At 59.4% G+C, this 24,873-nt stretch carries 31 protein-coding genes; 12 read left to right on the top strand and 19 right to left on the bottom strand.

From position 1 onward, the window contains the following. Positions 1-256 precede the first annotated feature (256 nt). Genes AC4PS6_RS20425 through AC4PS6_RS20415 form a run of 3 tightly spaced genes read right to left on the bottom strand, consistent with a single transcriptional unit; the run spans position 257 to position 2,410 of the window. Entirely contained in the window at positions 257-739 is a 483-nt protein-coding gene (locus AC4PS6_RS20425; protein WP_336826643.1) for an arsenate reductase ArsC, read from the bottom strand. Between the two features lie 11 nt (positions 740-750). Then, the gene (locus AC4PS6_RS20420) at positions 751-2,034 is read right to left on the bottom strand and encodes an arsenic transporter (RefSeq protein ID WP_014718530.1); all 1,284 of its coding nucleotides are present in this window, start codon (positions 2,032-2,034) and stop codon (positions 751-753) included. A gap of 19 nt (positions 2,035-2,053) precedes the next feature. After that, complete coding sequence (locus AC4PS6_RS20415; protein WP_014718529.1) at positions 2,054-2,410, bottom strand: metalloregulator ArsR/SmtB family transcription factor; 357 nt, start codon at positions 2,408-2,410, stop codon at positions 2,054-2,056. Between the two features lie 177 nt (positions 2,411-2,587). Here AC4PS6_RS20415 and AC4PS6_RS20410 point away from each other — a divergent pair, with 177 nt between their 5' ends. The 4 genes from AC4PS6_RS20410 to AC4PS6_RS20395 all read left to right on the top strand — a co-directional run bounded on the left by AC4PS6_RS20410 (position 2,588) and on the right by AC4PS6_RS20395 (position 4,404). Then, positions 2,588-2,803 carry a hypothetical protein gene (locus tag AC4PS6_RS20410; RefSeq protein ID WP_003191339.1) on the top strand — a complete coding sequence of 72 codons (216 nt, stop codon included), beginning with the start codon at positions 2,588-2,590 and terminating at the stop codon, positions 2,801-2,803. Between the two features lie 72 nt (positions 2,804-2,875). Next, positions 2,876-3,571, top strand: a complete 696-nt coding sequence (locus AC4PS6_RS20405) for an AzlC family ABC transporter permease (protein ID WP_014718528.1) — start codon at positions 2,876-2,878, stop codon at positions 3,569-3,571. Next, positions 3,568-3,879, top strand: coding sequence for an AzlD domain-containing protein (locus AC4PS6_RS20400; protein WP_014718527.1), 312 nt, complete (start codon positions 3,568-3,570; stop codon positions 3,877-3,879). Before AC4PS6_RS20405 ends, AC4PS6_RS20400 begins: the two co-directional genes overlap by 4 nt. Positions 3,880-4,050: 171 nt before the next feature. Continuing rightward, positions 4,051-4,404 (top strand): hypothetical protein, encoded by a 354-nt coding sequence (locus AC4PS6_RS20395; protein ID WP_032903026.1) that lies wholly within the window; start codon positions 4,051-4,053, stop codon positions 4,402-4,404. Positions 4,405-4,551: 147 nt separating this feature from the next. Here AC4PS6_RS20395 and AC4PS6_RS20390 read toward each other — a convergent pair whose 3' ends face one another. The 11 genes from AC4PS6_RS20390 to AC4PS6_RS20340 all read right to left on the bottom strand — a co-directional run bounded on the left by AC4PS6_RS20390 (position 4,552) and on the right by AC4PS6_RS20340 (position 14,290). Continuing rightward, positions 4,552-5,256 (bottom strand): YoaK family protein, encoded by a 705-nt coding sequence (locus tag AC4PS6_RS20390; protein WP_336826639.1) that lies wholly within the window; start codon positions 5,254-5,256, stop codon positions 4,552-4,554. A gap of 69 nt (positions 5,257-5,325) precedes the next feature. Beyond that, the gene (locus tag AC4PS6_RS20385) at positions 5,326-6,960 is read right to left on the bottom strand and encodes an ATP-binding cassette domain-containing protein (protein WP_336826637.1); all 1,635 of its coding nucleotides are present in this window, start codon (positions 6,958-6,960) and stop codon (positions 5,326-5,328) included. Positions 6,961-7,084: 124 nt separating this feature from the next. After that, positions 7,085-8,134: a DNA topoisomerase IB gene (locus AC4PS6_RS20380; protein WP_020302751.1), complete on the bottom strand. Its 1,050-nt coding sequence runs from the start codon at positions 8,132-8,134 to the stop codon at positions 7,085-7,087. A gap of 74 nt (positions 8,135-8,208) precedes the next feature. Then, positions 8,209-9,288, bottom strand: a complete 1,080-nt coding sequence (gene modC, locus AC4PS6_RS20375) for a molybdenum ABC transporter ATP-binding protein (RefSeq protein WP_020302752.1) — start codon at positions 9,286-9,288, stop codon at positions 8,209-8,211. Positions 9,289-9,293: 5 nt separating this feature from the next. Then, positions 9,294-9,974 carry a molybdate ABC transporter permease subunit gene (gene modB / locus AC4PS6_RS20370; protein WP_019817081.1) on the bottom strand — a complete coding sequence of 227 codons (681 nt, stop codon included), beginning with the start codon at positions 9,972-9,974 and terminating at the stop codon, positions 9,294-9,296. Next, on the bottom strand, positions 9,975-10,727 hold the full coding sequence (modA, locus tag AC4PS6_RS20365; protein ID WP_032903034.1) for a molybdate ABC transporter substrate-binding protein: 753 nt from the start codon (positions 10,725-10,727) through the stop codon (positions 9,975-9,977). 112 nt (positions 10,728-10,839) lie between these two features. Next, entirely contained in the window at positions 10,840-11,904 is a 1,065-nt protein-coding gene (locus AC4PS6_RS20360; RefSeq protein WP_014718519.1) for an NAD(P)H-dependent flavin oxidoreductase, read from the bottom strand. Between the two features lie 71 nt (positions 11,905-11,975). Beyond that, a complete protein-coding gene (ada, locus tag AC4PS6_RS20355) occupies positions 11,976-13,049 on the bottom strand; it encodes a bifunctional DNA-binding transcriptional regulator/O6-methylguanine-DNA methyltransferase Ada (RefSeq protein WP_336826632.1) in 1,074 nt (357 codons plus the stop codon). A 75-nt stretch (positions 13,050-13,124) separates the two neighbouring features. Continuing rightward, positions 13,125-13,790, bottom strand: a complete 666-nt coding sequence (alkB, locus tag AC4PS6_RS20350; RefSeq protein WP_020302754.1) for a DNA oxidative demethylase AlkB — start codon at positions 13,788-13,790, stop codon at positions 13,125-13,127. 3 nt (positions 13,791-13,793) lie between these two features. Next, complete coding sequence (locus AC4PS6_RS20345) at positions 13,794-13,961, bottom strand: hypothetical protein (protein WP_014718516.1); 168 nt, start codon at positions 13,959-13,961, stop codon at positions 13,794-13,796. A gap of 26 nt (positions 13,962-13,987) precedes the next feature. After that, positions 13,988-14,290: a DUF1883 domain-containing protein gene (locus AC4PS6_RS20340; RefSeq protein ID WP_003191319.1), complete on the bottom strand. Its 303-nt coding sequence runs from the start codon at positions 14,288-14,290 to the stop codon at positions 13,988-13,990. A gap of 212 nt (positions 14,291-14,502) precedes the next feature. Here AC4PS6_RS20340 and AC4PS6_RS20335 point away from each other — a divergent pair, with 212 nt between their 5' ends. Further along, positions 14,503-14,853 (top strand): hypothetical protein, encoded by a 351-nt coding sequence (locus AC4PS6_RS20335; protein WP_003191317.1) that lies wholly within the window; start codon positions 14,503-14,505, stop codon positions 14,851-14,853. A gap of 145 nt (positions 14,854-14,998) precedes the next feature. Further along, entirely contained in the window at positions 14,999-15,229 is a 231-nt protein-coding gene (locus AC4PS6_RS20330; RefSeq protein ID WP_003191314.1) for a hypothetical protein, read from the top strand. 5 nt (positions 15,230-15,234) lie between these two features. On the opposite strand, the gene AC4PS6_RS20325 is transcribed toward AC4PS6_RS20330, so the two are convergent. Both AC4PS6_RS20325 and AC4PS6_RS20320 read right to left on the bottom strand, forming a co-directional pair. Then, a complete protein-coding gene (locus AC4PS6_RS20325; RefSeq protein ID WP_003191312.1) occupies positions 15,235-15,516 on the bottom strand; it encodes a hypothetical protein in 282 nt (93 codons plus the stop codon). Between the two features lie 139 nt (positions 15,517-15,655). Beyond that, complete coding sequence (locus AC4PS6_RS20320; RefSeq protein WP_003191311.1) at positions 15,656-15,841, bottom strand: hypothetical protein; 186 nt, start codon at positions 15,839-15,841, stop codon at positions 15,656-15,658. A gap of 311 nt (positions 15,842-16,152) precedes the next feature. Here AC4PS6_RS20320 and galU point away from each other — a divergent pair, with 311 nt between their 5' ends. Next, entirely contained in the window at positions 16,153-16,992 is an 840-nt protein-coding gene (gene galU / locus AC4PS6_RS20315) for a UTP--glucose-1-phosphate uridylyltransferase GalU (RefSeq protein WP_003173830.1), read from the top strand. 105 nt (positions 16,993-17,097) lie between these two features. After that, on the top strand, positions 17,098-18,456 hold the full coding sequence (gene gorA, locus AC4PS6_RS20310; RefSeq protein WP_336826629.1) for a glutathione-disulfide reductase: 1,359 nt from the start codon (positions 17,098-17,100) through the stop codon (positions 18,454-18,456). Here the strand turns inward: gorA and AC4PS6_RS20305 are convergent, their stop codons facing one another. Next, positions 18,457-19,464, bottom strand: coding sequence for a DNA-binding protein (locus AC4PS6_RS20305; protein WP_492180948.1), 1,008 nt, complete (start codon positions 19,462-19,464; stop codon positions 18,457-18,459). 169 nt (positions 19,465-19,633) lie between these two features. Between AC4PS6_RS20305 and AC4PS6_RS20300 the strand changes: the two genes are divergently transcribed. From AC4PS6_RS20300 to ahpF, 3 genes are all read left to right on the top strand, one after another. Then, complete coding sequence (locus AC4PS6_RS20300; RefSeq protein WP_108538532.1) at positions 19,634-20,566, top strand: site-specific integrase; 933 nt, start codon at positions 19,634-19,636, stop codon at positions 20,564-20,566. Positions 20,567-20,699: 133 nt separating this feature from the next. Beyond that, positions 20,700-21,263: an alkyl hydroperoxide reductase subunit C gene (ahpC, locus tag AC4PS6_RS20295; RefSeq protein WP_003191303.1), complete on the top strand. Its 564-nt coding sequence runs from the start codon at positions 20,700-20,702 to the stop codon at positions 21,261-21,263. Positions 21,264-21,393: 130 nt separating this feature from the next. After that, positions 21,394-22,959 (top strand): alkyl hydroperoxide reductase subunit F, encoded by a 1,566-nt coding sequence (gene ahpF, locus AC4PS6_RS20290; RefSeq protein ID WP_020302758.1) that lies wholly within the window; start codon positions 21,394-21,396, stop codon positions 22,957-22,959. Positions 22,960-23,091: 132 nt separating this feature from the next. Here ahpF and gloA read toward each other — a convergent pair whose 3' ends face one another. After that, positions 23,092-23,613 carry a lactoylglutathione lyase gene (gloA, locus tag AC4PS6_RS20285; protein WP_003191301.1) on the bottom strand — a complete coding sequence of 174 codons (522 nt, stop codon included), beginning with the start codon at positions 23,611-23,613 and terminating at the stop codon, positions 23,092-23,094. A 179-nt stretch (positions 23,614-23,792) separates the two neighbouring features. Between gloA and AC4PS6_RS20280 the strand changes: the two genes are divergently transcribed. Beyond that, positions 23,793-24,329, top strand: coding sequence for a DUF4946 domain-containing protein (locus AC4PS6_RS20280; protein ID WP_032872390.1), 537 nt, complete (start codon positions 23,793-23,795; stop codon positions 24,327-24,329). Between the two features lie 111 nt (positions 24,330-24,440). Here the strand turns inward: AC4PS6_RS20280 and AC4PS6_RS20275 are convergent, their stop codons facing one another. Next, positions 24,441-24,806, bottom strand: coding sequence for a histone-like nucleoid-structuring protein, MvaT/MvaU family (locus AC4PS6_RS20275; RefSeq protein ID WP_014718508.1), 366 nt, complete (start codon positions 24,804-24,806; stop codon positions 24,441-24,443). Between the last annotated feature and the right edge of the window lie 67 nt (positions 24,807-24,873).

The raw sequence follows: 24,873 nt of genomic DNA, 5'->3' as shown, positions 1-24,873 counted from the left end.
CAGCCACTGAATCTTTTACTGAACCAACGCTTTCGCAGGCAAGCCAGCTCCCACATTGGTTATGTACTGCCCACAGAATCAACGCCCGGCGCAGATCCCCTGTGGGAGCGGGCTTGCCCGCGATGGCGGTGTGTCAGCCACTGAATCTTTTACTGAACCAACGCTTTCGCAGGCAAGCCAGCTCCCACACTGGTCATGCATTGCCCACAGAGTCAGCGCCTGTCACAGGACCCTGTAGGAGTGAGCAAGCTCGTTCCTAAAAAGGATGCGGTGTTGAGGCAATGCGGTCGACTGCAGCCTTCAATTCATCCGGCGATAGACGTGCAAAGGGCAGCGCAAAAAACGCTTCGCAGCGTGCGGTGATAATGTCGAGGGTGGCCTTGAATGCTGCCTCTACTTGCGCCTCATCACCCTGCATCTCGGAGGGGTCTTCCAAGCCCCAATGGGCCTTCACCGCCGGGCCAAAATACACCGGGCACGCTTCACCGGCTGCTTTATCGCACACGGTGATGACCACATCCGGCGGGCAGCCTTGAAAGGCGTCATTGCCCTTGCTGTACAAACCTTCGATGTTGATGCCCGCCGCCTGCAGCGTGCTCAGGCTACGGGGCAACACCTGGCCCTTGGGAAAACTGCCCGAGCTGACCGCCTCGAAACCCTCTGGCGCCAGGTGATTGAACATCGCTTCGGACAAGATGCTGCGGCAACTGTTGGCGGTACACATGAACAGGACTTTCATGGCGCGTTCCTTTAGAAACTCAAGCGCAAGGCGAGGGCGGCCAGGGTGATCAGCAGCACGGGCAAGGTCAGCACGATCCCGACCTTGAAGTAGTAACCCCAGGTGATAGTGATGCCTTTGCGCGCCAGGATATGCAGCCACAGCAAAGTGGCCAAGCTGCCTATGGGGGTGATTTTCGGGCCCAGGTCGCTGCCAATCACGTTGGCGTAGATCATCGCGTCCTTGACCACGCCCACAGCATGGCTGGACTCGATGGACAATGCGCCAATCAGTACCGTCGGCAGGTTATTCATCGCCGATGAGAGCAGCGCCGTCAGCAACCCGGTGCCCATGGCCGCGCCCCACACACCATAGGTGGCGAAGGTGTCGAGCCAGGTGGCCAGGTAGTCGGTCAGGCCGGCGTTACGCAGGCCATACACCACCAGGTACATGCCCAAGGAAAAAATCACGATCTGCCAAGGCGCTTCCTTGAGGACTTTGCGCGTGGAAATCTTATGGCCCTTGGCGGCAATCACCAGCAGCAGCACGGCGCAGACGGCGGAAATCGCACTGATGGGAATACCCAGAGGCTCCAAGGCGAAACAGCCGATGAGCAGAATACCCAGTACCCACCAACCGGCGCGGAACGTCGCAGGGTCATGGATGGCACTGCTGGGGTCTTCCAGGTCAGCCGGGTCGTAGGTTTGGGGAATGTCCCGGCGAAAAAACCACAGCAGCACTGCCAGGGTCGCGGCCACGCTGACCAGGTTCACCGGCACCATCACGGCAGCATATTCGTTGAAGCCGATCTTGAAATAGTCCGCCGAAACGATATTCACCAGGTTCGACACCACCAACGGCAGGCTCGCCGTATCGGCGATAAACCCGGCGCCCATGACGAAGGCCAGGGTCGCCGCCGGGGAAAAGCGCAAGGCCAACAGCATCGACATCACGATAGGCGTCAGGATCAACGCCGCACCGTCGTTGGCAAACAGCGCCGATACCAGCGCACCCAGCAACACCATATAGGCAAACAACCGCCGGCCGCGGCCACGGCCCCAGCGCGCCACATGCAGGGCCGTCCAGGCGAAGAAGCCGGCTTCGTCCAGCAACAGGCTGATGATGATCAGCGCGACAAAAGTACCGGTGGCGTTCCAGATGATGTGCCACACCACTGGGATGTCCGCCAGGCTGATCACCCCACAGGCCAGCGCCAGGATCGCCCCCAGTGTGGCACTCCAGCCGACGCCCAGACCCTTGGGTTGCCAGATGACCAGCACGATGGTGACGAGGAAAATCGCAATTGCGACAAGCATGAATAAAAGCTCCGATGGCTCAGCAGCAGGTGCTGGCCCGTTGTGGTCTGTCGCCCATTGCGTTCAGACGCAGTGCGTCATCCTGCAACCATGGCTGGTTGGCTTGCAGAGTGGTGTCCAGCACCTGAGTAACCCAGGCGGGCAGTGCCGGATTGATGCGGTAGTAGATCCATTGCCCTTGACGTCGGTCCACCAGCAGCCCGCAACTACGCAATTGCGCGAGATGACGGGAGATTTTTGGCTGGCTGTCGTCCAAGGCATGGATCAACTCACACACACAAAGTTCGCCTTCGCGCAGGATCAGTAAGGTCACCCGTGCACGGGTGGCATCGGCCAGGCACTTGAACAGGGCGGTCGGGATGAGGAGGTCTGACATGATCAAGGACTTTTCAAGTGAATATATTCGAATATACGTATTTCCATATATATAGGTCAAATCTTGTTTCAATTGATATGGATCAAAGGCCTTTGAAACCGCCACAACTGTTTGAAATTAAAATGAAACACAAATGTCCTAACGTGCCTGCCCATTGCTGATGAAGGAAGACCCCGCGTGACCCGAGCCACCCGCAACCTGCGCAAGACCCTGGATTCCGTCGCGGAAAATAACGAAACCGCGGCCTTTGACCTGATGCGCGCCGTGGAAAAACTCGGCGATGAAGTGCTGCGCCAGCGCCTGCTCAATACCATCCACCGGCTGAACCAGGATGCGTATGAATTGCGCGAAGCGCGGGATTCGGTGGAGCAGGTATCAGTCAAGCTCGCCTGAGCAAGATCGTTCAAGACAAGCCTTCGTTCGTGCTGGCATGCTTGTCGACTGTCTGTCGATGAGCCGTTTTCCATGCCCACTGCATTGCCTCATTACGCCTTCACCCGCGGCGCCATCGCCGTCATTCCCTTATCCCTGGCCTGTGCGCCCTGGGGGTTGCTGGCCGGCTCCATGGCCATCGACGCGCAATTTACCCCGCTGCAAGCCCAAGGCTTGTCTGCCATTGTGTTTGCCGGTGCCGCACAACTGGTGGCCATCGGCATGGTCAAGAGTGGTGCCAGCCTGATTTCCATCGTGCTGACCACCTTGCTACTGACCTCCCAGCACCTGCTCTATGGCATGCATATGCGTCCCACACTGTCTTCGCTCAACACCCGCTGGCGCATGAGCCTGGGGTTTTTGTTGACCGATGAATTCTTTGCCCTGGTCAACCACTATGACCGCCAGACCTTCAATCGCTGGTACGCCCTGGGCGTCGGCCTGACGTTTTACCTGATCTGGAACCTCTTCACCCTCGCCGGCATTGTGCTGGGCAAGAGCATTCCCGGCCTTGATCAATTGGGGCTGGAGTTTTCGATTGCCGCCACCTTTATCGCCTTGATCACCCCCGTGGTGCGCGACGTGCCCACGGTGGTATGCGTTGCCGTGGCACTGCTGAGCTCGGTCTGGTTGAGTTATCTGCACTGGGAGTCGGCGGTGGTGGTCTCGGGTGTGTTGGGGATGAGCGCGGGGTTTGCTTGTAAACGGCTGGGAGTGGGGCAACGATGATTTACCTGATGATTGTGGCCATGGGCCTGGTGGTGTTCTTCAACCGTTACCTGTTTATCGAGCCACGCTTGCCGGTACGGCTCAATCGCGGCGCGCGTGAATTTTTGGGCTTCGCCGTGCCGGGCATGCTCACGGCGATCTGCGGGCCGATTATTTTTCTGGCTGACCATCGGCTTAACCTGAGCCCGAGCAACCCTTACCTGCTGGCCGGCATCTGCGCCGTGGCGTTGATGTATTGGACGCGCAGCGTATTGACCACCGTGCTATTGAGCATGGCGCTGTTCTATCTGTTCCGTTGGTGGTTTTGATACCCAGGCAAAAAAAGCCCGCGGGGTGGCGGGCAGAAGGGAGACTTCCAAAAAATGAGCCTGGCCACTATAGGCGGCGTGTTTGCCTTTCACAGTGAAACAAAGTTCACGGGCGCGTCAGTTGGCTTTCGCACAGTGGTAGAGTCACGGTTTTTCCAAGGAAGCAATGGCATGCACAAAGTGGTAATAGGCGCATTGATACTGGCGGCACTGGCCGGTTGTGCAGGTTCCAAGATGAAAGAGGCGCGCGCAGGCAGCCCCTACAAGACCCTGGCATCGGACAAGGCCACTCTGGTGGTTGCCCAATGCATCCAGTTCGGTTGGCAGGATGAAAGCGTGTTCGGCATCGATGCCGGCGGCTTCAAGGAAGCGACCGAGGCGGGTGGTTTTACGGTGTACACCACCGGTGGCGATTACTTTGTCGATGTACTCAGCACCGGCGCGGGTTCTACGGTCAACTACTACGCCGCTCAGGACACGATGCCAGCCAAACGTCGCCTGGCAGCACTGGCCACTTGTCTGTAAGTCGGTTGCCTTAGTCATATTCCGAAACGCCTGGCGGGACAGCCGCCGGGCATTGGCTTATGATTCACTCGCTCGTTCGACGTGATGGCTCTTTACCGGTACACGGATGTCGAGGCTTAAACGTCGAACGAGCTCCTCAACCCCACCTCAACGGGGCATGAAACCCAAGTGCCAGCGTCGCGGAATCAACAGTGTCGCCACCCCCAAGGCCCCAGCCAACGCACCACTGACCCACAATGCGCGCAGGCCCATCTGCTGTTCCAGCAGTGCACCGATCACAGCGCCAATGAACATTCCGCCCCACGGAATCAATTGCACGCGCCAGCCATTGCGGCGCTCGCCCAATAACCAACGGCCCAGCCCGCGACCAAAGCGTGACAGCGCTCCGGTGACGTAGGTCAGCCCCACCGGTAACCCGTTCACCTCTTCGACGGCCGCATTGAGCATGCCCATGGCAATGATCGCTGCGAGCAACGCGGGCAAGGTATCGGTCGATGGCCACAACGCCGCAGCACAGAGCAAGGCGCCGATGCACAGCAATAAGGGCAACGCATGGCGCTTGCTGAAACGGCTGACCAGCACGCCCAAGGCATTACCGACCACGAAGGTGGCGACCAGGAGCACCAGCCGCCCCGTGAGCCCCAGGTCGCCCGCACTGATGGCCACCGCCAGGCGCGTGGTGTTACCGCTCATGAACGAGACGAAATCGCCGCTGGCCATAAAGCCGATGGCATCGGTCATACCCGCCAGCACCGACAGACAAGCCACCAGCATCAAGCCCACCCGCCCGCGCCAGCGCTGTCGATGGGCGAGCGTGGCATTGGTGTAAAGCTTGCGAGACGAAGGCAGCATGGGGCCGGTTTCCTCGGTGAGATTATCCGGCCACTACCGTAGGACGCTTTGCCTGTCTGCGCAATAACCTCAGACACGCTCCAGTTGCCAGCCGGTGGCGTGCCACGTCAGATGGTGAGTCGGCTCGATCGCCTGCAAGAATGCCTCATCGTGTGATACGGCCAGCAGCGCGCCGGCAAACCCCTTCAATGCCTGCTCAAACGCCAGCACCGACTCCAGGTCCAGGTGATTGGTGGTTTCATCCAATAACAGTAATTGCGCCGGTGTCTCACGCCACAAGGCTACGGCCATCGCGGCTTTCAAGCGCTCGCCGCCGCTGAGTTGCCCTGCCGGCTGCGTAACCCGCAGCGCGTCCAACTGCAACAACGCCAGACGTGTGCGCAGTTCGGCTTCGGCCAGGGGCGTGTCGAGCAGGTTGAGTTGCTCGACAAGGCTGCGACGGTCGTCCAGCAGCGCCAGGTGCTGATCGATATAGGCGCTGGGCACCGCGACGCTGCACTCGCCACTGACCGCCTGCCAGTGGCCGGCTAGCACTTTGAGCAAGGTCGATTTGCCGCAACCGTTCGGCCCACGTACGGCAACGCGAGCCGGGCCTGTCAGGTTGAGCGTCAGGTAGCTGGCGGGTGCTTGGGGATCAAGCCAGGGTAATTGCGCCTGTTCCAGCACCAGCACCTGGCGGCCATTCGGGACGGTTGAGCCTGGTAATGCGAGCAGTGTGGGCGTCTCATCCGCCACGCGCTCGTAAGCTTGGCGCACTTGGGCGTCGAGTTGGTTTTTGTGTTCGTGATGGGCACTGCGTACCGTGCTGACAATCTCCTTGGCTGCGCTTTTCCAGCGGGCCTTGGTAAAACGGTCGACGTTTGCGGTCTCGGCCTGTTTACGTGCGCGTGCGGCGTGGCGCTGCAGGTCGTCGTGATCTTTTTGCAGGCGCCGACGCTCGCGGCTGCGGGCCAGACGCGCCTGTTCCCACGCAGCAATCGCGGCCTGCTGATGAGTGTCGCGTTGCTGGCGATAGGCATCGTAGTTGCCGCCATACACTTGAATGCCCAGGGGCGACAGCTCGATGATGCGGCCCATGGCATTGAGCAACTGTCGATCATGGCTGACCACCACCAGGCCACCGCGCCAATCGCGCAACACACGCAACAGCCAGTCGCGCCCGTCAGCATCAAGATGGTTGCTGGGCTCATCCAGAATCAGCAACTGCGGCGCCGCCAACAACGCCCCGATCAGCGCGACCCTGGCAAGTTGGCCGCCGCTGAGTTGATCGGCCGGGGTACTGCCACTGAGAGTCTGCAAACCCGCTGCATCCAGTGCCTGACGCAGGCGTTCGGCGAGGTCCCAGCGATCGTCGATCAGTTCCAGGTCACCGAGGCGTGCATCGCCCTGGCCCATTCGCTCAAGGGCAGCCAAGGCCGCGGCAGTTGCGGTGATATCGGCGATGGTTTGCCCTGGTTGAGCCGTGATGGCCTGGGGCACATAGGCAACATGGGCCGGTTTTTTCAACGTCCCGCAGGAGGGCAGCAGCACGCCGGCCATCAACTTGGCCAGGATACTTTTGCCCCGTCCATTGCGCCCGACGATACCGGTAGGCGTTTGATCAATGGACAGGTTCACGTCGGCCAGCAAGGTTTCGCCATTGGCGAACTGGAAAGACAGGTGTTGCAGGGAAACAAGTGCGGGCAGCCGTTTGACGTCAGTCATCAGCACCTCCAAAAAAATGTCGAACAGGCCAACAAGCGCGCCAGGCGGCTCGTTGCAGATACATTTTGGAAGGCTTAGTTGTTCACGTCGGCGGTCATCCCGTGAGTCAGAAGGGAGGCAGAGCCTAACCCACCTTAACTTTGTGCGGCAAGTCTTCGGCCAGTTTTTCCAGGAACATTGCCAGCGCGACTTCTTCGGCTTTCAGGCCTTTACGCACTCGCGGCTTGGGCAGCTTCGACAGTTCACCGAGGCTGAAATGCTCAAGCACCGCCGGGTGGATATAGCACTTGCGGCACACCGCCGGCGTGTTGCCCAGCTGCCGGGCGACATCCTTGACCATCGCCACCACATGCCGCTTGGCGTCCGATTCGGGCTGCCACGCCAACTCGCGCAACACCGCCAGCGCCATTGCTGTGCCGGCCCAGGTGCGGTAGTCCTTGGCGGTAAAGTCTTCGCCGGTCAGGCGGTGCAGGTAGTCGTTGACGTCCTGGGAGCTGACGGTATGCCGCTCACCGTCTTCGTCCAGGTACTGGAACAGGTTTTGCCCTGGCAATTCCATGCAACGCTTGACCACCCGGGCCAGGCGCCGATCCTTGACGCTGACTTGGTGCTCCACGCCACTCTTGCCACGAAACTGGAACTGGATCTCGCTGCCCTTGATGTCCACATGGCGGTTGCGCAAGGTGGTCAGGCCGTAGGATTTGTTTTCACGGGCATATTGGGTATTGCCGACGCGGATCAGCGTGGCGTCCAGCAACATCACCACCGTGGCCAACACCTTTTCGCGGGTAAACCCCGGCTCGGCGATTTGTGCTTCGAGCTGTTTGCGCAATCTGGGCAAAGCGGCGCCAAAAGCCTGTAAGCGCGAGTACTTGTCGCTGTCGCGCACCTCGCGCCAGCGTGGGTGGTAACGGTACTGCTTACGGCCACGGGCGTCGCGGCCGGTGGCTTGCAGGTGGCCGCGAGGGTCGGCGCAGATCCACACATCGGTGTAGGCGGGTGGCACCGCCAAGGCGTTCAGGCGTTTGATTTCGTCCGCGTCGGTAATGCGCTCGCCTTTGGCGTTCAGATACTGGAACTTGCCTCGCACTTTTTTACGGCGGATGCCGGGCTGGGTGTCATCCACATAATGCAGGTCGCGAGGCAGGTCGGCGGGTAACGAAGAGTCAGGCATGGGGCGGGTTCCTTGGCAACAAATCAGGCCGGTATGTCTGATTGACCGCAGCGCCCTGCGGTCGTGCCAAATGCTTAAGCCAGTACGGCCACCGCCTTGATTTGCGCCCACAACGTCTGGCCCGGATGCAGTTGCAATTGGTCGCGGGAGAAGCGCGTGATGCGCGCCAGTAACGGCGTGCCGCCGGCGTCCAGGCGCACCAGCACATGGGCGCTGTTGTCCGCGCCGATAGTCTGGGTGACGGTCACCGGCAAGCGGTTGAGGATGCTGCTGTGTTCTTGGGCCTGCAGGCTCAGGCTTACATCCCGCGCCTGGACCTTGACCCGCAGCGGGTTGCCCACCGCCAGCGGGACATGGGCCACGCGCATCTGCAACGGGCAATCGGGCAACTGCAGAGTGAGCAACTGATAGTGCGCGTCGTAGGCAACGACGCTGCCGGCGATCACCACGCCGGCATCGTCGCCCAGCGCCAAGGGCAGGTCGAGGCGCGCCAGGGTCTCGCCGATCGGGCCACTGGCCAGGGCCTTGCCGTCGCTGAGCAGGACGATATGGTCGGCCAGTCGCGCCACTTCGTCCTGGGCATGGCTGACGTAGAGCACCGGGATATCCAGCTCGTCGTGCAGGCGTTCCAGGTAAGGCAATATCTCGCTTTTGCGCTGGCTGTCCAGGGCCGCCAGCGGTTCATCCATCAACAACAACTTGGGGCTGGTGAGCAAGGCGCGGGCGATGCCGATGCGCTGGCGCTCGCCGCCGGACAAGTGTTGCGGATGACGCTCAAGCAAGTGCCCGATACCCAACAGTTCGGTGGCCTGGGCCATGTCCACGCGCCGTTGCGGGCGTGGGATACGTTTGAGGCCGAACTCCAGATTGGCGAGCACCGACAGGTGAGGAAACAGGCTCGCCTCTTGGAACACATAGCCCAGGGCGCGTTTATGCGGCGGCACAAACAGCCCTTTGCGGCTGTCTTGCCACACCTCGTCGTTGATTTGCACAAAACCGTGTTCGGCGCGTTCCAGACCGGCGATGCAGCGCAGGCAGGTGGTCTTGCCTGAACCGGAATGTCCGTACAGCGCGCTCACGCCACGGCCGGGCAATTGCAGGTCCACATCCAGTGCGAAGGCGGAGTATTTCAGGTGCAGGCGTATATCCATCATCGCGATCAACTCCAGCCCATCTTGGTTTTACGGCTGGAATAGAGCACCAGCAACACGAGGAAGGCGAATACCACCATGGCCCCAGCCAGCCAATGGGCCTGGGCATATTCCATGGCTTCGACGTGGTCGTAGATTTGCACCGAGACGACACGGGTCTTGTCCGGGATATTGCCGCCGATCATCAGCACCACGCCGAACTCACCAACGGTATGGGCGAAGCCCAGAATCGAGGCGGTGATAAACCCAGGGCGTGCCAGCGGCAGGATCACCGTGAAAAACGTGTCCCACGGGTTGGCGCGCAAGGTCGCGGCCACTTCCAGCGGGCGCGTGCCGATGGCAGAAAACGCATTCTGCAACGGCTGCACCACGAAGGGCATGGAGTAGATCACCGAGCCAATCACCAGCCCGGCGAAACTGAAGGTGAGGGTGCCCAGGCCCAGCCACTGCGTGAATTGGCCGACGTACCCATTGGGCCCCATGGCCAACAACAAGTAAAAGCCGATGACCGTTGGCGGCAACACCAACGGCAGTGCGACCACTGCGCCGATGGGGCCGCGCCACTTGGAACGGGTGCGCGACAGCCACAGGGCGATCGGTGTGCCGATGATCAACAGGATCAGGGTGGTCAGTGAGGCCAGTTTGAGGGTCAACCAGATCGCAGAAACATCAGCACTTGTCAGGGGCATTTACAGCTCGTAACCGTAGGATTTGATAACGGCAGCCGCTTTCGGGCCTTTGAGGTAGTCCACCAGGGCCTTGGCGGCGGCGCTGTCCTTGCCCTTGTTGAGGATTACGGCGTCCTGTTTGATCGGGTCATGCAGGGAGGCCGGAACAATCCACGCCGAACCGCCGGTGACTTTGCCGTCTTTGTAGATTTGCGACAAGGCCACAAAACCCAGCTCGGCGTTGCCGGTAGACACAAACTGATAAGCCTGGGTGATGTTCTGGCCCTCGACGAGCTTGTCCTTGACCTTGTCAGTCAAGCCTTCCCTGGCCAGTACCTGGGTGGCGGCCAGGCCGTAGGGCGCTGTTTTGGGGTTGGCGATGGACAAGTGCTTGAATTGGTTTTTCTTCAGCACATCACCGTTGGCATCCACATAGCCTTCTTTGGCCGACCACAGCGCCAGGGTGCCGACCGCGTAGGTGAAGCGTGAACCCTTGACGGTAGCGCCTTCGCTTTCGAGTTTTTGCGCGGTGGTGTCATCGGCGCTGAGGAACACTTCAAACGGCGCGCCATTCTTGATCTGGGTGTAGAACTGCCCGGTGGCACCGTAGGCCGCGACCAGTTTATGGCCGGTGTCTTTCTCGAAGTCGGCGGCAATCGCCTGTATCGGGGCAGTGAAGTTGGCGGCCACGGCCACCTGCACTTCGTCGGCATGGGCCGTACCCAAGGCAAAGGCGGCAAGCAGGGGGGCCAGGCGCGAAACGCGGGTCATCATGAAGCAACTCCTTGAAGGTGTACGGCAGGTTGTAGGTAAAAAGGCTTACCGCTATGTATGGGAATATATAGCGGTAGGCTATTGCCGGTACAGCACCAAGTTGCTGCTCATGTCAGTCGCGGGTGAATCTGGCTATCGCGTGCTCGGCCAATTCGCGGGTCAGGTCATAGGTGGACAGGTTTTTGCCCAGCCTCAGGGCCTGGCCCGCCCACAGGTTGCTGAAACCGGCTTCATCCTTGGCCTTGAGTGGCATTAATGCGCCTCCGGCTTTGGGGAACGCCGGCGCCGCTGGGTTGATTGCGCCGAGTTCACGCATCACCCGGTTGACGATGCCCCGCGCCGGGCGGCCGGTGAACAGGTTGGTCAGCGCGGTTTCGCTGGCCTGGGCATGGCGCAGCGCATGGTGATGGGCGGCGCTTACAGTGGCTTCGGGCGTGAACAGGTACGCCGTGCCGATCTGCACCGCCGAAGCGCCGAGGGCAAAGGCCGCAACGATGCCGCGTGCATCGGCGATTCCGCCCGCAGCAATCACCGGCACGCTGACCGCGTCGACGATCTGTGGCAGCAGCGCCATCAAGCCGATCTGGCTATTGAGGTCATCGCTGAGAAACAGGCCACGGTGCCCACCCGCTTCGATGCCCATGGCGATGATCGCGTCGCAGCCGTGCTGTTCCAGCCACACGGCTTCCTCGACGGTGGTGGCCGATGACAGCACCTTGGCACCGGTGGCTTTTACCCGGTCCAGCAAAGACTTCTCTGGCAGGCCAAAATGAAAGCTCACCACTTCTGGCCGAAACGCTTCCACCACCTGGCAGGCTGCGTCATTGAACGGCGCACGGTTGGACACCGGGGTTGGCGCATCAAAGTCGGCGCCCAGCTCATGGTAGTAAGGTTGCAGCAAGGCCTTCCAAGCCTGATCCCGCGCTTCATCGGCATCGGACGGTTGATGGCAGAAGAAGTTGACGTTCAGCGGCGCATGATTGGCCTGGCGAATGAGGGCCAAGGCCTCGCGCAGTTGCTCCAGGCTCAGCGCCGCCGCAGGCATGGAGCCCAGGGCACCGGCTTGCTGAGCGGCGATGACCATGGCGGTGGTCGTCGCGCCAGCCATCGGCGCCTGGATGATCGGCACCTCAATGCCCAACAGGTCAAGAATGCGGGTGTCTGGCCAGGTGCTCATGGGTTGCTTCTCCAGCGTTAGTAGGGCTTTTCGCTGTTTTAGCAGGGCAATCAGCACCCGGCCAGTCTGTTTTATTCACTGGACGGGAGCGGCGTTTTGTGGGGCTGGGTTTCGCGCTCAAGTAACTGGCGCTTGCGCTCTACGCCCCAGCGGTAGCCCGACAGCTCGCCATTGCTGCGCACCACGCGATGACAGGGAATCGCCACCGCCAGGTGGTTGGCACCACACGCCTGGGCCACGGCGCGAAAGGAGGAGGGTGCGCCGATACGCTCGGCAATCTGCGCATAGCTGGCGGTGCTGCCCGCAGGGATTTCGCGCAACGCCTGCCACGCCCGCTCCTGAAAGGCCGTGCCGCGCAGGTCCAAGGGCAAATCCAGGCCCACGGCAGGGGCCTCGACAAAGCCAACGACCTGGGCCACCAGTTGTTCGAACCCCTGATCCGCGCCGATCAACTCAGCCTTGGGAAACTGGTCTTGCAGGTCGCGCACCAGTTTGTCCGGATCATCACCCAATAAAATCGCACACACGCCACGTTGGCTTTGCGCCACCAGAATCGCCCCCAGCGAGCACTGGCCAACGGCAAAGCGGATGGTGTTATTGGCGCCGCCGCCTTTGTAATCTCGCGGTTTCATGCCGAGCACCTGGTCGGCGGCTTCATAAAAGCGGCTATTGGAATTAAAGCCCGCGTCGTACAGGGTGTCTGTCACCGAATGCTGGCCCTTGAGGCCGTCGCGCACTCTGCGCGAACGCAGGGCGCTGGCGTAACCCTTGGGGGTCAACCCGGTGTTGGCTTTGAATACGCGGTGGAAGTGAAACGGACTCAGCCCGGCGGATCGGGCGAGCGCGTCCAGGCTAGGCGGGGTTTCGGCTTGTTCGATTTGCCGGCAGGCTTCGGCCACCAATTGCCCATGGTGAGCGGCCAACTGGGTCTGGTCGCCGGCAGCGCGTTTACTGGGACGATAGCCGGCGGCTTCGGCCTGCGCCGGCGTGTCGAAAAACTCGACATTCTCCGGGCGCGGCAAACGCGAAGCGCTGCTGGGGCGGCAATACACGCCGGTGGTTTTCACGCCGTAGACAAACAAGGCGTCAGCCTTGGCATCACGGGCAATAATGGCAGCCCAGCGCGGATCGTGTTCGTTGTTCATGGCCTGCACTCTTGACGGTTCAGGAGCAGATTAAGCCTGCCGCTCGTCATCGACACTCCGAAGCTTGCGGTCAAATTAGCCCGCGGTGCGAAAGGTCAGGTTGATGCGCTGCGGGCCCATGATCGAATGCAGGCCGTCTTTGATCGGCATCACGCCATGAAAGCGCAGGCGATCAACGCCGCCCCACACGACCACATCACCATGAAACAGCGAGACCTTTTGGGTGTTGTCGCTGCGCGCATGCCCACCGAACAGGAAAATCGCCGGCAGCCCCAGGGACACCGAGACCACGGGCGCGCTGTAGTTGCGCTCGTTCTTGTCTTGGTGCAGGGACATTTTCGCCCCCGGTACGTAACGGTTGATCAGGCAGGCATCGGGTAGAAAACCGCTGAAGCCGGCCTCGATTGCCGCTGTCACGGCCAGTTGGCGCAACGTCTCGGGCATGGCGGGCCAGGGCTGCTGGTTGCGCGGGTCGAATGGGCTGTAGCGATAGCCACGGGCGTCGGTGGTCCAGCCCAGCTCGCCGCAACTGCTCAGCGCCGCCGACATGGTAAAGCCGCCGGGGGTGACCATCTGCCGAAACGGTGATTGAGCCAGGACACGCCGCAGTTCAGGCAATAACCGCTCGATCCAGGGCAAGGCATAGCCCCTCAGTACATACGACTCTTCGCCAATTTGCTCGCGCCCGGCAGGCTGTTGCAGGGCCTCATCGGCAAACAAATCGGCGGTAGGGCCTGGCATGGCTTACAGCGCCTTGCTCACGTTGATGTCGGTGATTTCGTCGCTGGCATCATGAATTTTTGCCAAGGCTTGCTTGGCTTCTTCGACGCTGTTGTTTTGCAACTGGGCAAATTCAAAGCGGCGTTCGCCGTTGAGCTTGTACTTGATGACGTATTTGGTTGTGGTGGTCACAGCTTTTTTCCTGTCAGGTGGTCGGGTCAGCTCAGCTTGCTGCTGGTACGACGAACGATACGAATCTTGTGGGACAACGCAGGCTTGCGGGTCACGCTGATGGCGCGACGGGTCACCACATCCAGGGTGATGTTCCAGAAGCCGGTGCTGGGCGCGGTGATCTTGGCCGGGAATTTATCAAATGCGCCGCCGTGGTAGGTATGGCGGCCGCCATTTTTGAAGCTGCGAAAGTTCGCATCGCTCATCAGGCGAATATTGCAGGTCTGCGAGCATTCGATGACGACAATGTCTCCCTCGTTGAGGTGCTCACGCTGGTGGATGAATTTCATGGGGTGTCTCCAGAAGGGCTTTTTCTGAAAAATCAGAACGATACGTAGGTTAAGATGGAGTTTATCAGCCCCAGCGCGTTTATTATCGGGCCGTCGTCGACGACTTCGACAATTTAAAACAGTTATTTACCGAGTTATCACAGATAAATCCTACGTTGGTGGGAGAAAATTACCATCCCCGCTGTCGTAGGGTCTTTATCGGAGGTTTTTGTATGAAGTGGAGTGTGTTGGTGCTGGCCTTGGCAATAGGTGGGTGTGCTTCGGTTGCAGATATCAAGCAGACCCCGCCAACATTGGTGGTCATCTCAGGGAAGAAGCCGCAGGAATATGCGGCGTGCGTGGTGCGCAAATTGGAGGCGACCCGTCGGCCGCCGCAGATCGAGCCCCATAAAGACGGCATTCAGGTGATCGTGCCGCAGAAGTTCTCGGCAGACCCGTCGGCGATCTTTGAAATTGAAGACCGCTCCAGCGGTAGCAGCATCAAGCTTTATGAAAGCATGTCCAATGTGCCGATCCGCCCGGGCGACGTGAAGAAGGCAGGGGAAGAGTGCATTTCCGGTTGAGCCACAGGCCCACCCCTCAAACCCGATAAAAAAAGCCATCACCCTGCAGGGACGGCCTGCATCCGTTAAACTGTCGGGCATTCACTACAAAGATGCTGCTCAAACCCTGGGTTTGAGCGGCATTTGTTTTTCTGGAAAGCCCGTTATGAAACGAGAACACGTCAAAGCCCGCCATGCCGAAGGGCAGATCTCGGCCACCCATGTCATCCAGAACCCCGCCGATCTGGGCGAGTGGATCGTGTTTTTCAAGAAGAGCGGCGGGCGCAGCTACTTCCTGGTGGACGAACAGGATGAGGTCGAATCATTTGCTCGCCTGGATGACTTGATCGAAACCCTGCGTGGCCTGGGGATCAAGTTCGCTGAAGTGCACCTGTAGCAGCGTTACTTGCAGACCACCACCACGCTGCGGCCTTTGAAGTTGCCCACGTCCTGGCCCAGGGTCTTGTCGCTTTCCTTGAGTGCCGGCGTGCCATTGGTGCCAACGATGCGGTAACCGGTGCCGGCGCAGGATGCGTCCGCCTTTTCGTAGCAACTGGCCCATGAATTGGCCTCACCCGAGCAGTCGATGGTCAAACCTTGTTCACCATTTTTCAGCAAGGTGTCGGAAGCGGTGGTGCAGCCGGCGAGTGCCAGTACTGCGGTCAGTGCCAGGATTTTTTTCATAAAGGTTCGTCATCGAGGGTATTGGAAGGGCGCGCTGACACTGTCGTGGCGTTGTTGAAGGTTATAGCGAACTGCCATCTAGGTACAGACAAACAAAAAAGCCCCGCTTAACGGGGCTTTAAAAGCGGTGCAACGAGGCTTACTTGGTTTTCGGCCGCTTGCTCGATGCATGGCCTGCCTCATCTACAAACACTTCGGCGACGGCGATCGCCATGCTTTCGGTCTCGAATACGCCGGCAACGCTGTCACCGTGAAAATTGATCAAGTGCCAGCCGTCCGCTCGCTTCGTGATCAGGTAGCCGTTTACACCTTTGGGTTCTGACATCTGTTGGCAATCTCGTGGTCTTGGTTCAAGGCGCCCATGATAGCGCCAAATGCCGGGGCGGGGCGCAAGTTGTTGCGGGTCAGTGCCAGGGGCGCCAAAGCGTGCTAAAACCAATGCAGCCCTTCTAAACAAGGGGCCAAGTCGGATTCTGGCCGACCGTTGGTGATGCGCTATGCAGCATCAGCGGAACTTACGCCGACATTTTTTCTCTATGATGACATTGCAACGCCAGCAGGACCCCATTGTAAGGTGACTGCGGCCTGATTAGACTGCGCCGAATTCCGTACGCACAGCCCTTTGTAAGGACTCATATGATCAAGAAATGCTTGTTCCCAGCAGCCGGTTACGGCACTCGCTTCTTGCCAGCGACCAAAGCCATGCCCAAAGAAATGCTGCCAGTGGTGAACAAGCCACTGATTCAGTACGGTGTGGAAGAGGCACTGGATGCCGGTTTGAACGAGATCTCCATCGTCACGGGTCGTGGTAAGCGCGCGCTGGAAGACCACTTCGACATCAGCTATGAGCTGGAAAACCAGATCAAGGGCACCGACAAGGAAAAATACCTGGTCGGTATCCGTAAACTGCTCGACGAGTGCTCGTTCTCCTACACCCGTCAGACTCAGATGAAAGGCCTCGGCCACGCCATCCTTACCGGCCGCCCGCTGATCGGTGATGAACCCTTCGCCGTGGTCCTGGCGGACGACCTGTGCGTCAACCTGGAAGGCGACGGTGTGCTGACCCAGATGGTCAAGCTCTACCAGAAATACCGTTGCACCATCGTTGCGGTAATGGAAGTCAACCCGACCGAAACCAATAAGTACGGTGTTATCGCCGGCGACGATATTGGCGATGGCCTGATCCGCGTACGCGACATGGTCGAGAAACCAGCACCGGAAGACGCGCCATCGAACCTGGCGATTATCGGTCGTTACATACTCACGCCGGACATCTTCAAGCTGATCGAAGAAACCGAGCCAGGCAAGGGCGGCGAGATCCAGATCACCGACGCTCTGCTCAAGCAAGCCAAAGACGGCTGCGTGATTGCCTACAAGTTCAAGGGCCAGCGTTTCGACTGCGGCGGCGCTGAGGGCTACATCGAAGCGACCAACTTCTGCTACGAGCATTTCTACAAGACGGGCAAGGCTTACTGATTCACGCTTGCCGGTACGTTTTAAGCGAAAGCCACCTTCGGGTGGCTTTTTCGTTTTTTAGCCCCATGTAAGTCGGTATGCTGGTGTCCTGCCGAGGAGAGTGAAATGGCCTACGATTTTGACCTGTATGTAATTGGCGCCGGTTCCGGCGGTGTTCGCGCGGCGCGCTTTGCCGCAGGCTTTGGCGCCAAGGTGGCGGTGGCCGAGAGCCGCTACCTGGGTGGCACCTGTGTGAACGTCGGCTGCGTGCCAAAGAAGCTGTTGGTGTACGGCGCGCATTTTGCCGAAGACTTTGAACAGGCCAGCGGCTTTGGCTGGTCCCTGGGTGAGGCGAACTTTGATTGGGCGACCCTGATCGCCAACAAGGATCGTGAGATCAACCGCCTCAACGGTATCTATCGCAACCTGTTGGTCAACAGCGGCGTGACCCTGCATGAAGGGCATGCACGCCTGGTCGATGCCAATCAGGTGGAGATCAACGGTGAGCGCTTCACTGCCAAGCACATCCTGATCGCCACCGGCGGCTGGCCGCAGATCCCTGAGATTCCAGGGCGCGAACACGCCATTGGCTCCAATGAGGCATTCTTTCTTAAAGAGCTGCCCAAGCGCGTGCTGGTAGTGGGTGGTGGTTATATCGCCGTTGAGTTCGCCGGCATCTTCCACGGCTTGGGCGCCCAAACGTCATTGCTGTATCGCGGCGATCTGTTCTTGCGCGGCTTTGACGGTTCGGTGCGCAAACACCTGCAAGAAGAGCTGACCAAGCGCGGCCTGGACTTGCAGTTCAATGCCGACATCGAGCGTATCGACAAGCAGGCCGACGGCAGCCTTAAGGCCACTTTGAAGGATGGCCGCGTGCTGGAAGCCGATTGCGTGTTCTACGCCACTGGCCGCCGTCCAATGCTGGATAACCTGGGCCTGGAAAATACCGGGGTCAAACTGGACGAGCGCGGTTTCGTCGCGGTGGATGATCTCTACCAGACCGCCGAGCCGTCGATCCTGGCGATTGGCGATGTGATTGGTCGTGTGCAGCTGACGCCGGTGGCCCTGGCTGAAGGCATGGCCGTGGCGCGGCGGTTGTTCAAGCCCGAGCAATACCGCCCGGTGGATTACGCCAATATCGCGACGGCGGTGTTCAGCCTGCCGAATATCGGCACAGTCGGCCTGACTGAAGAGGATGCACGCAAAAATGGCCACAACGTGCAGATCTTTGAAAGCCGGTTCCGGCCGATGAAGCTGACCCTGACCGATTGCCAGGAAAAGACCCTGATGAAGCTGGTGGTCGACGCCGACACCGACAAAGTGTTGGGTTGCCACATGGTCGGCCCGGATGCGGGTGAGATCGTGCAAGGGCTGGCGATCGCGCTCAAGGCGGGCGCGACCAAGCAGCATTTCGATGAAACCATCGGCGTGCATCCTACGGCGGCGGAAGAATTCGTCACCATGCGCACGCCTGTGGCGCCCTGATCAGCTTGGCTCTGCTGCCTCTGGCAGCGTTGCAACGACGGTCGCCAGGCGCAGGCCTTCGATGCTTGCCTGGGCCTTGATCAGGTCCAGCTCAAGCGCCTTGTTGTGCTGCTGATATTCAAGCAGTGACGCTTGGCGCGATTGGCTGTCCAGCACGGCAACCCGTAGGCGCTCCTGGAGCAGGGTGCGCTCGCTGTCGATCTTGCTGAGCTGTTCCTTGAGTTTCAACTGTAGCGCCTGGTCCTGGCGAGCGTGCTCCTGCAGCGTATTCAATTCCTTGGTTGTCACTCGCTGCTCACTCAGCAGGCGCTCGTTGTCGCGATGCAGTTGGGTGATTTCGTCCTGGCGCACCAGAGCGCTTTGCTGGGCCTGACGCAATTCGGCCTGTACCTGTTGCAACTGGCCCTCATGGCGACGCTGTTCCTGTTCACGCTGCTCCTTGATGGCAGTGCGGTAATGCTCAAGCGCATCGCGGGCGTGCAGGTGTTTTTCTTCCAGTGAGCGAATCTGCTCGTCTTTGTCGTTGAGCCTTAGCTCGTAGTCGCTGCACGCCTGGCTCAGCCCGGCGTTACGGGTTTGCTCGGTCTGCAGGCTGGTGCTGGCGGTTTGCAGCGCCGCGCTTTCTTCAGCGAGGGCAGCGGCCTGGATATCAAATTGCTGTTTGAGTTGGGTGTGCGCTTCTTCCAGGGTTTCTAACTGGGCGAGCAGGGCGGCTTTTTGTTGCTCGAATTGCGCCAGGGCCAGGTCGATCGGCTCTTGGGCCTTCTCTTTCAGGCGTTGGGACAGGCGTGCGACCAGTTCACCAAGCTCATCGTCGATCGGCGCTTGGGTGATGGTCTGGCGCGTCTCACTTCCGTCCAGCTCTTTCAAATAGCGATGAATGGTGGTTTTCGAGCCGGTATTACCCATTTCGATACGCACCGCATCGATGCTGGGGTTTTCGCCACGGGCGAGGATCGCCAGGCGTGCCGTTTGCACTACTGCTTTGTTTATGCCACCGCGAGCCATGGGGTCTCCGTCGATTAAGTACTGTGGTACATGGTATGTATATACATACTATAACATGATTAAAAACTCGTTGAAATTCATGATTTAACAGATGGGATATTGACGTATTATCCCGTGTCATAAGCATTTTCATCAGCCATTCACCCGTCAGCGGTACGAAAAGACGCCTATGAGCGACCTGGACCGATATCTCAACGCTGCCACCCGCGACAACACGCGCCGCAGCTACCGCGCGGCCATCGAGCATTTCGAAGTCAGTTGGGGAGGGTTCCTGCCGGCCACCAGCGACAGCGTGGCGCGCTACCTCGTGGCGCATGCCGGGGTGTTGGCAGTCAACACCTTGAAACTGCGGCTCTCGGCCTTGGCGCAATGGCATACCAGCCAAGGGTTTGCCGACCCGACGAAGGCGCCGGTGGTACGCAAGGTGCTCAAGGGCATCCGCGCCTTGCACCCGGTGCGGGAGCGGCAGGCCGAGCCTTTGCAGCTCACGCAGTTGGAGCAAGTAATCGCCGCCCTGGACATTGAAGCCAAACAGGCCAGCGAGCATCACGACCAGCCGCGCTTGCTGCGGGCCAAGCGCGACGCTGCGCTGATTCTGTTGGGCTTCTGGCGGGGTTTTCGCAGTGATGAGCTGTGCCGATTAAGCATCGAGCACGTGCAGGCCGTGCCAGGCGCAGGCATTAGCCTGTACTTGCCACGCAGCAAAAGTGACCGTGACAACCTCGGCAAAACCTACCAGACCCCAGCGTTGCTCCGGCTGTGCCCGGTGCAGGCTTATAGCGAGTGGCTCAGCGCCTCGGCTTTGGTGCGCGGCCCGGTGTTTCGCGGCATCGACCGCTGGGGCAACCTGGGTGAGGAGGGCTTGCATCCCAACAGTGTGATCCCGTTATTGCGCCAGGCCCTTGAGCGCGCAGGCATCCCCGCCGATCAATACACCAGCCACTCCCTGCGTCGGGGCTTTGCCACTTGGGCGCATCGCAGTGGTTGGGATTTGAAGTCCCTGATGAGTTACGTCGGCTGGAACGACATGAAATCTGCGATGCGCTATGTTGAAGCGACGCCGTTTCTGGGCATGACCCTGGCAACCCAACCGCTGATTTGAGATTTTTTCTATTAATAGCGTCACCTGATAGAGAAACCCAATCGTCAGCATCAGGTTTGCCAATGAGCCATCGACCGTAAGAGCCGGTAGGATTCACCTCATCAACTTCTTAACCCCTGACGGAGAGTCAACGATGCCTATCATCAACAGCCAAGTAAAACCGTTTAAAGCCACCGCTTTCAAAAACGGCAGCTTCGTCGATGTGACCGACGCTGACCTGAAAGGCAAGTGGTCGGTTGTCTTCTTCTACCCAGCCGACTTCACCTTCGTTTGCCCAACCGAACTGGAAGACCTGGCTGACAACTATGCCGAATTCCAGAAGCTGGGCGTCGAAATCTACAGCGTTTCTACCGACACCCACTTTGCCCACGCTGCCTGGCACAACACGTCGCCAGCCATCGGCAAAATCCAGTACACCATGATTGGCGACCCAACCCTGACCATCTCCCGTAACTTCGACGTGCTGATCGAAGAGGCTGGGCTGGCAGACCGCGGCACCTTCGTGATCAACCCGGAAGGTCAGATCAAGATCGTTGAGCTGAACGACGGCGGTGTAGGTCGTGACGCTTCCGAGCTGCTGCGCAAGATCAAGGCCGCTCAGTACGTCGCTGCCCACCCGGGTGAAGTCTGCCCAGCCAAATGGAAAGAAGGCGAGGCCACTCTGGCGCCGTCTCTGGACCTGGTCGGCAAGATCTAAGTCTGTGAACGCGTATCAAGGGCGGGTATCCGCACTTAAGTAAGCTGCATCCGCCCTCAAAACGCCCGGGCGAGAGTCGCTCGGGCGTTTTTTTGCCTGCAATAAACCGAATGAACAGGAAATCGCCCGTATGTTGGACGCCAATCTTAAAGCTCAGTTGAAGTCATACCTGGAACGGGTCACCCAGCCGATCGAGATCATCGCCTCCCTCGACGACGGTGCGAAATCCCAGGAAATGCTTGCTCTTTTGCAGGACGTAACCAGCCTCTCAACGCTGATTACCCTGAACACCGATGGCAATGATGCGCGCAAGCCATCGTTCTCCATCAATCGCCCGGGTGCTGAGATCAGCCTGCGTTTCGCCGGCATCCCTATGGGCCATGAATTCACTTCGTTGGTGCTGGCCCTGTTGCAAGTGGGTGGCCACCCATCGAAAGCCAGTGTCGAAGTAATTGAACAGATCCGCGCCCTCAAAGGCGAGTTCAGCTTCGAGACGTACTTCTCGCTGTCGTGCCAGAACTGCCCGGACGTGGTCCAGGCGCTGAATCTGATGGCCGTGCTGAACCCGAACATCCGCCACGTTGCGATTGATGGCGCGCTGTTCCAGGCTGAAGTCGATGAGCGCCAGATCATGGCGGTCCCGAGTGTCTACTTGAACGGAGTCAACTTTGGCCAGGGCCGCATGGGCCTCGAAGAAATCCTCGCCAAGCTCGACACCAGCGGTATCGAGAAAGCCGCGGAAAAAATCAGCGCCAAGGACGCCTTCGACGTCCTGGTGGTTGGCGGTGGCCCCGCCGGGTCCTCGGCTGCCATTTACGCGGCACGTAAAGGTATTCGTACCGGTGTGGCGGCTGAACGCTTTGGTGGCCAGGTACTGGACACCATGTCCATCGAGAATTTTATCTCGGTACAGGAAACCGAAGGGCCGAAACTGGCTAGTGCGCTGGAAGCCCATGTGCGTCAGTACGATGTGGACATCATGAACCTGCAACGCGCTAGCAGCCTGGTACCGGCGAAAAATGCCGGGGAGCTGCACGAAATTCGCTTCGAAAGCGGTGCGACCCTCAAGTCCAAGACCGTGATCCTGGCCACAGGCGCCCGCTGGAGAGAGATGGGTGTGCCCGGTGAGCAGGAATACAAAGCCCGCGGCGTGTGCTTCTGCCCGCACTGCGATGGCCCGCTGTTCAAAGGCAAGCGTGTGGCGGTGATCGGCGGCGGTAACTCCGGCGTGGAAGCGGCCATTGACCTGGCCGGTATCGTCAGCCATGTCACCTTGCTTGAGTTCGACAGCAAGCTGCGCGCCGACGCCGTGTTGCAGCGCAAGCTCTACAGCCTGCCGAACGTGGATGTGATTACCAGTGCATTGACCAGTGAGGTCAAAGGCGATGGCCAGAAAGTCACCGGCCTTGCCTACAAGGACCGCGACAGCGGTGAGTTCAAGACCATCGACCTGGAAGGCATCTTCGTGCAGATTGGCTTGCTGCCCAACACCGACTGGCTCAAAGGCACGGTAGAGCTGTCGCCGCGCGGCGAGATCATTGTCGATGCCCGTGGCGAGACTTCACTGCCTGGCGTGTTCGCCGCCGGTGACGTAACCACCGTGCCGTACAAGCAGATCGTGATTGCAGTAGGCGAGGGCGCCAAGGCTTCGTTGAGCGCGTTCGATCACTTGATCCGCACCTCTGCTCCGGCGTAATCCTGGGCTGAAAATGAAAAACCCCATGAGCGATCATGGGGTTTTTCTCGTTCCCACGCCCGGCGCGGGATTCTCGTTCCCACGCTCCGCGGGGGAATGCATCCGGTGACGCTCCGCGTCACGCAGTGCTTATTACATCGGCGCCGGCTGGATGATCTCAACCCAATAGGCATCCGGGTCCTTGATGAACGCGAGGCTCTTCATGCGGCCATCCGTCAGGCGTTTCTGGAAATCACAGCCCAAGGCTTCGAAACGTTCGCACGCCGCCACAATGTCCGGCACCGAGATGCAGATATGGCCAAAGCCGCGTGGGTCGGTGTTGCCGTTGTGGTAGGCAAAGTCGGCATCGTTTTCGGTGCCGTGGTTGTGGGTCAGTTCGAGGATGCCCGGAATCGATTTCATCCATTGGGTACGCTCGGCGGCGTCGGCCGGGATCTGGGCCTTGTCCACCAGGGCCAGGAAGTACAGGCTGAATTCGGCTTCCGGGAAGTCACGTTTCTCGACCAGGGAGAAACCCAGGATGCGCGTGTAGAAGTCCAGCGACTTGGTGATGTCCTTGACCCGCAACATGGTGTGGTTGAACACGAAGTTTGCCGTAGCGTTGTCGGGTTGGGCAGTGACGCCCGGGAAGGTGTTCAATTCGTGCAGGCTCATGGGCCCTCCAGAAAAAATGTGAGATGAGCGGTCCATTGGCTTGCGGCCTGCCTCCATGCAGGCGGGCCATGATACGCAAGGCGCACCGGCTGCGCCAAATGAAAAAGCGCGCTAAACCCTTGCGGTCAGCGCGCGCCGGGCCGCACACTTTGCGGCTGGAACCTTGGGTGTTTTTTGCAATGATCGAGTTTCGTAGGCCGCTGTTGAGTGCTGTGTGCGTGTTGTTGGGCAGCCCGTTTGTGCTGGCAGCTGACCCGCAGGTCCATTGGCCCAGCGGTTGGCAGGTCGAAGAAGTCGTGCCTGACGGCGAACTCCCTGCCAAACCCCAAGCAGTGTCCCGGCAGCGAGCGATCAAGAATGATGAAAATGGCGCCACGTTGATGGTGATGGAGTTGACCGGGACGCCGATAGAAACCGGCCATAAAGTTAATCTTCCCGGCGTGTTGCTGGAGATGCGCAAGTCGATCCAGAAAGACTTTGCCCGTGGCGGTTATCAAAGCGTGTGCAGCAAAATGCACCCCACGACATTGAGTCGGCTTGACGCGCTGGAAACTACCTGTGTGATTACCGAGAACGGTCGACACGTATTGTCGCAAACATTAGTCGGTGCGCTGGATGTCGATAAGGCCTATGTATTTTCATACGCGGGCCAAGCGCAAGCGTACGAGGCGAGCAAGGAGGAAATCAGTTCGGTGCGTAACAGTCTGAAACTTTGACCCGCTCAAGCTGAGCGAATGTGAACAATGTGAACGCTAAGTTAAATTCGATTCCGAACCGCTAGAGCAAAAAAAGCCCCGCGCATGCGGGGGTTTTTTTTAGTACATGTTTCAGCCGCGAAGCCAGGAATCTACAGTGGCAGCGCCGTACTGTTCTTTCCAGGCTTTAAGGCCGCGGTGGTTGCCACCTTTGGTCTCGATCAGCTCGCCGGTATGCGGGTTGTGGTAAACCTTGACCACCCGTGCGCGGCGCTGTTTTGGCGCGGCGGCGGCCGGTGCGCCGCCTTTGCGTGGCGCTGGGTCGAGGATAGCGATCACGTCGCGCAGGCTTTTGTCGTATTTGCCCATCAGCGTCTTGAGCTTTTCTTCGAATTCGATTTCTTTCTTCAAGCCAGCGTCATTCTTCAAAGATTCCAGCTGTGCAAGCTGCTCTTGAAGGGCTTTTTCTGCTGCGCGAAATTCGGCGAGTCTGGACAAAATCTGTACTCCAATAATGTAGTTGCGGATATCAACTGCAGACAAAGCTATAAGCCAAGAACGTTAA

It is taken from the genome of Pseudomonas sp. DW-iso17 (genome assembly GCF_058725345.1).
Note: the sequence above shows the minus strand (reverse complement) of the source record. Positions and strands in the feature narration are given on the sequence as shown.

Coding starts and splice junctions, on each gene's coding strand:
- AC4PS6_RS20425 (WP_336826643.1), bottom strand. CDS start 739: ATGAAAGTCCTGTTCATGTGTACCGCCAACAGTTGCCGCAGCATCTTG.
- AC4PS6_RS20420 (WP_014718530.1), bottom strand. CDS start 2,034: ATGCTTGTCGCAATTGCGATTTTCCTCGTCACCATCGTGCTGGTCATC.
- AC4PS6_RS20415 (WP_014718529.1), bottom strand. CDS start 2,410: ATGTCAGACCTCCTCATCCCGACCGCCCTGTTCAAGTGCCTGGCCGAT.
- AC4PS6_RS20405 (WP_014718528.1), top strand. CDS start 2,876: ATGCCCACTGCATTGCCTCATTACGCCTTCACCCGCGGCGCCATCGCC.
- AC4PS6_RS20400 (WP_014718527.1), top strand. CDS start 3,568: ATGATTTACCTGATGATTGTGGCCATGGGCCTGGTGGTGTTCTTCAAC.
- AC4PS6_RS20395 (WP_032903026.1), top strand. CDS start 4,051: ATGCACAAAGTGGTAATAGGCGCATTGATACTGGCGGCACTGGCCGGT.
- AC4PS6_RS20390 (WP_336826639.1), bottom strand. CDS start 5,256: ATGCTGCCTTCGTCTCGCAAGCTTTACACCAATGCCACGCTCGCCCAT.
- AC4PS6_RS20385 (WP_336826637.1), bottom strand. CDS start 6,960: ATGACTGACGTCAAACGGCTGCCCGCACTTGTTTCCCTGCAACACCTG.
- AC4PS6_RS20380 (WP_020302751.1), bottom strand. CDS start 8,134: ATGCCTGACTCTTCGTTACCCGCCGACCTGCCTCGCGACCTGCATTAT.
- modC (WP_020302752.1), bottom strand. CDS start 9,288: ATGATGGATATACGCCTGCACCTGAAATACTCCGCCTTCGCACTGGAT.
- modB (WP_019817081.1), bottom strand. CDS start 9,974: ATGCCCCTGACAAGTGCTGATGTTTCTGCGATCTGGTTGACCCTCAAA.
- modA (WP_032903034.1), bottom strand. CDS start 10,727: ATGATGACCCGCGTTTCGCGCCTGGCCCCCCTGCTTGCCGCCTTTGCC.
- AC4PS6_RS20360 (WP_014718519.1), bottom strand. CDS start 11,904: ATGAGCACCTGGCCAGACACCCGCATTCTTGACCTGTTGGGCATTGAG.
- ada (WP_336826632.1), bottom strand. CDS start 13,049: ATGAACAACGAACACGATCCGCGCTGGGCTGCCATTATTGCCCGTGAT.
- alkB (WP_020302754.1), bottom strand. CDS start 13,790: ATGCCAGGCCCTACCGCCGATTTGTTTGCCGATGAGGCCCTGCAACAG.
- AC4PS6_RS20340 (WP_003191319.1), bottom strand. CDS start 14,290: ATGAAATTCATCCACCAGCGTGAGCACCTCAACGAGGGAGACATTGTC.
- AC4PS6_RS20335 (WP_003191317.1), top strand. CDS start 14,503: ATGAAGTGGAGTGTGTTGGTGCTGGCCTTGGCAATAGGTGGGTGTGCT.
- AC4PS6_RS20330 (WP_003191314.1), top strand. CDS start 14,999: ATGAAACGAGAACACGTCAAAGCCCGCCATGCCGAAGGGCAGATCTCG.
- AC4PS6_RS20325 (WP_003191312.1), bottom strand. CDS start 15,516: ATGAAAAAAATCCTGGCACTGACCGCAGTACTGGCACTCGCCGGCTGC.
- AC4PS6_RS20320 (WP_003191311.1), bottom strand. CDS start 15,841: ATGTCAGAACCCAAAGGTGTAAACGGCTACCTGATCACGAAGCGAGCG.
- galU (WP_003173830.1), top strand. CDS start 16,153: ATGATCAAGAAATGCTTGTTCCCAGCAGCCGGTTACGGCACTCGCTTC.
- gorA (WP_336826629.1), top strand. CDS start 17,098: ATGGCCTACGATTTTGACCTGTATGTAATTGGCGCCGGTTCCGGCGGT.
- AC4PS6_RS20305 (WP_492180948.1), bottom strand. CDS start 19,464: ATGGCTCGCGGTGGCATAAACAAAGCAGTAGTGCAAACGGCACGCCTG.
- AC4PS6_RS20300 (WP_108538532.1), top strand. CDS start 19,634: ATGAGCGACCTGGACCGATATCTCAACGCTGCCACCCGCGACAACACG.
- ahpC (WP_003191303.1), top strand. CDS start 20,700: ATGCCTATCATCAACAGCCAAGTAAAACCGTTTAAAGCCACCGCTTTC.
- ahpF (WP_020302758.1), top strand. CDS start 21,394: ATGTTGGACGCCAATCTTAAAGCTCAGTTGAAGTCATACCTGGAACGG.
- gloA (WP_003191301.1), bottom strand. CDS start 23,613: ATGAGCCTGCACGAATTGAACACCTTCCCGGGCGTCACTGCCCAACCC.
- AC4PS6_RS20280 (WP_032872390.1), top strand. CDS start 23,793: ATGATCGAGTTTCGTAGGCCGCTGTTGAGTGCTGTGTGCGTGTTGTTG.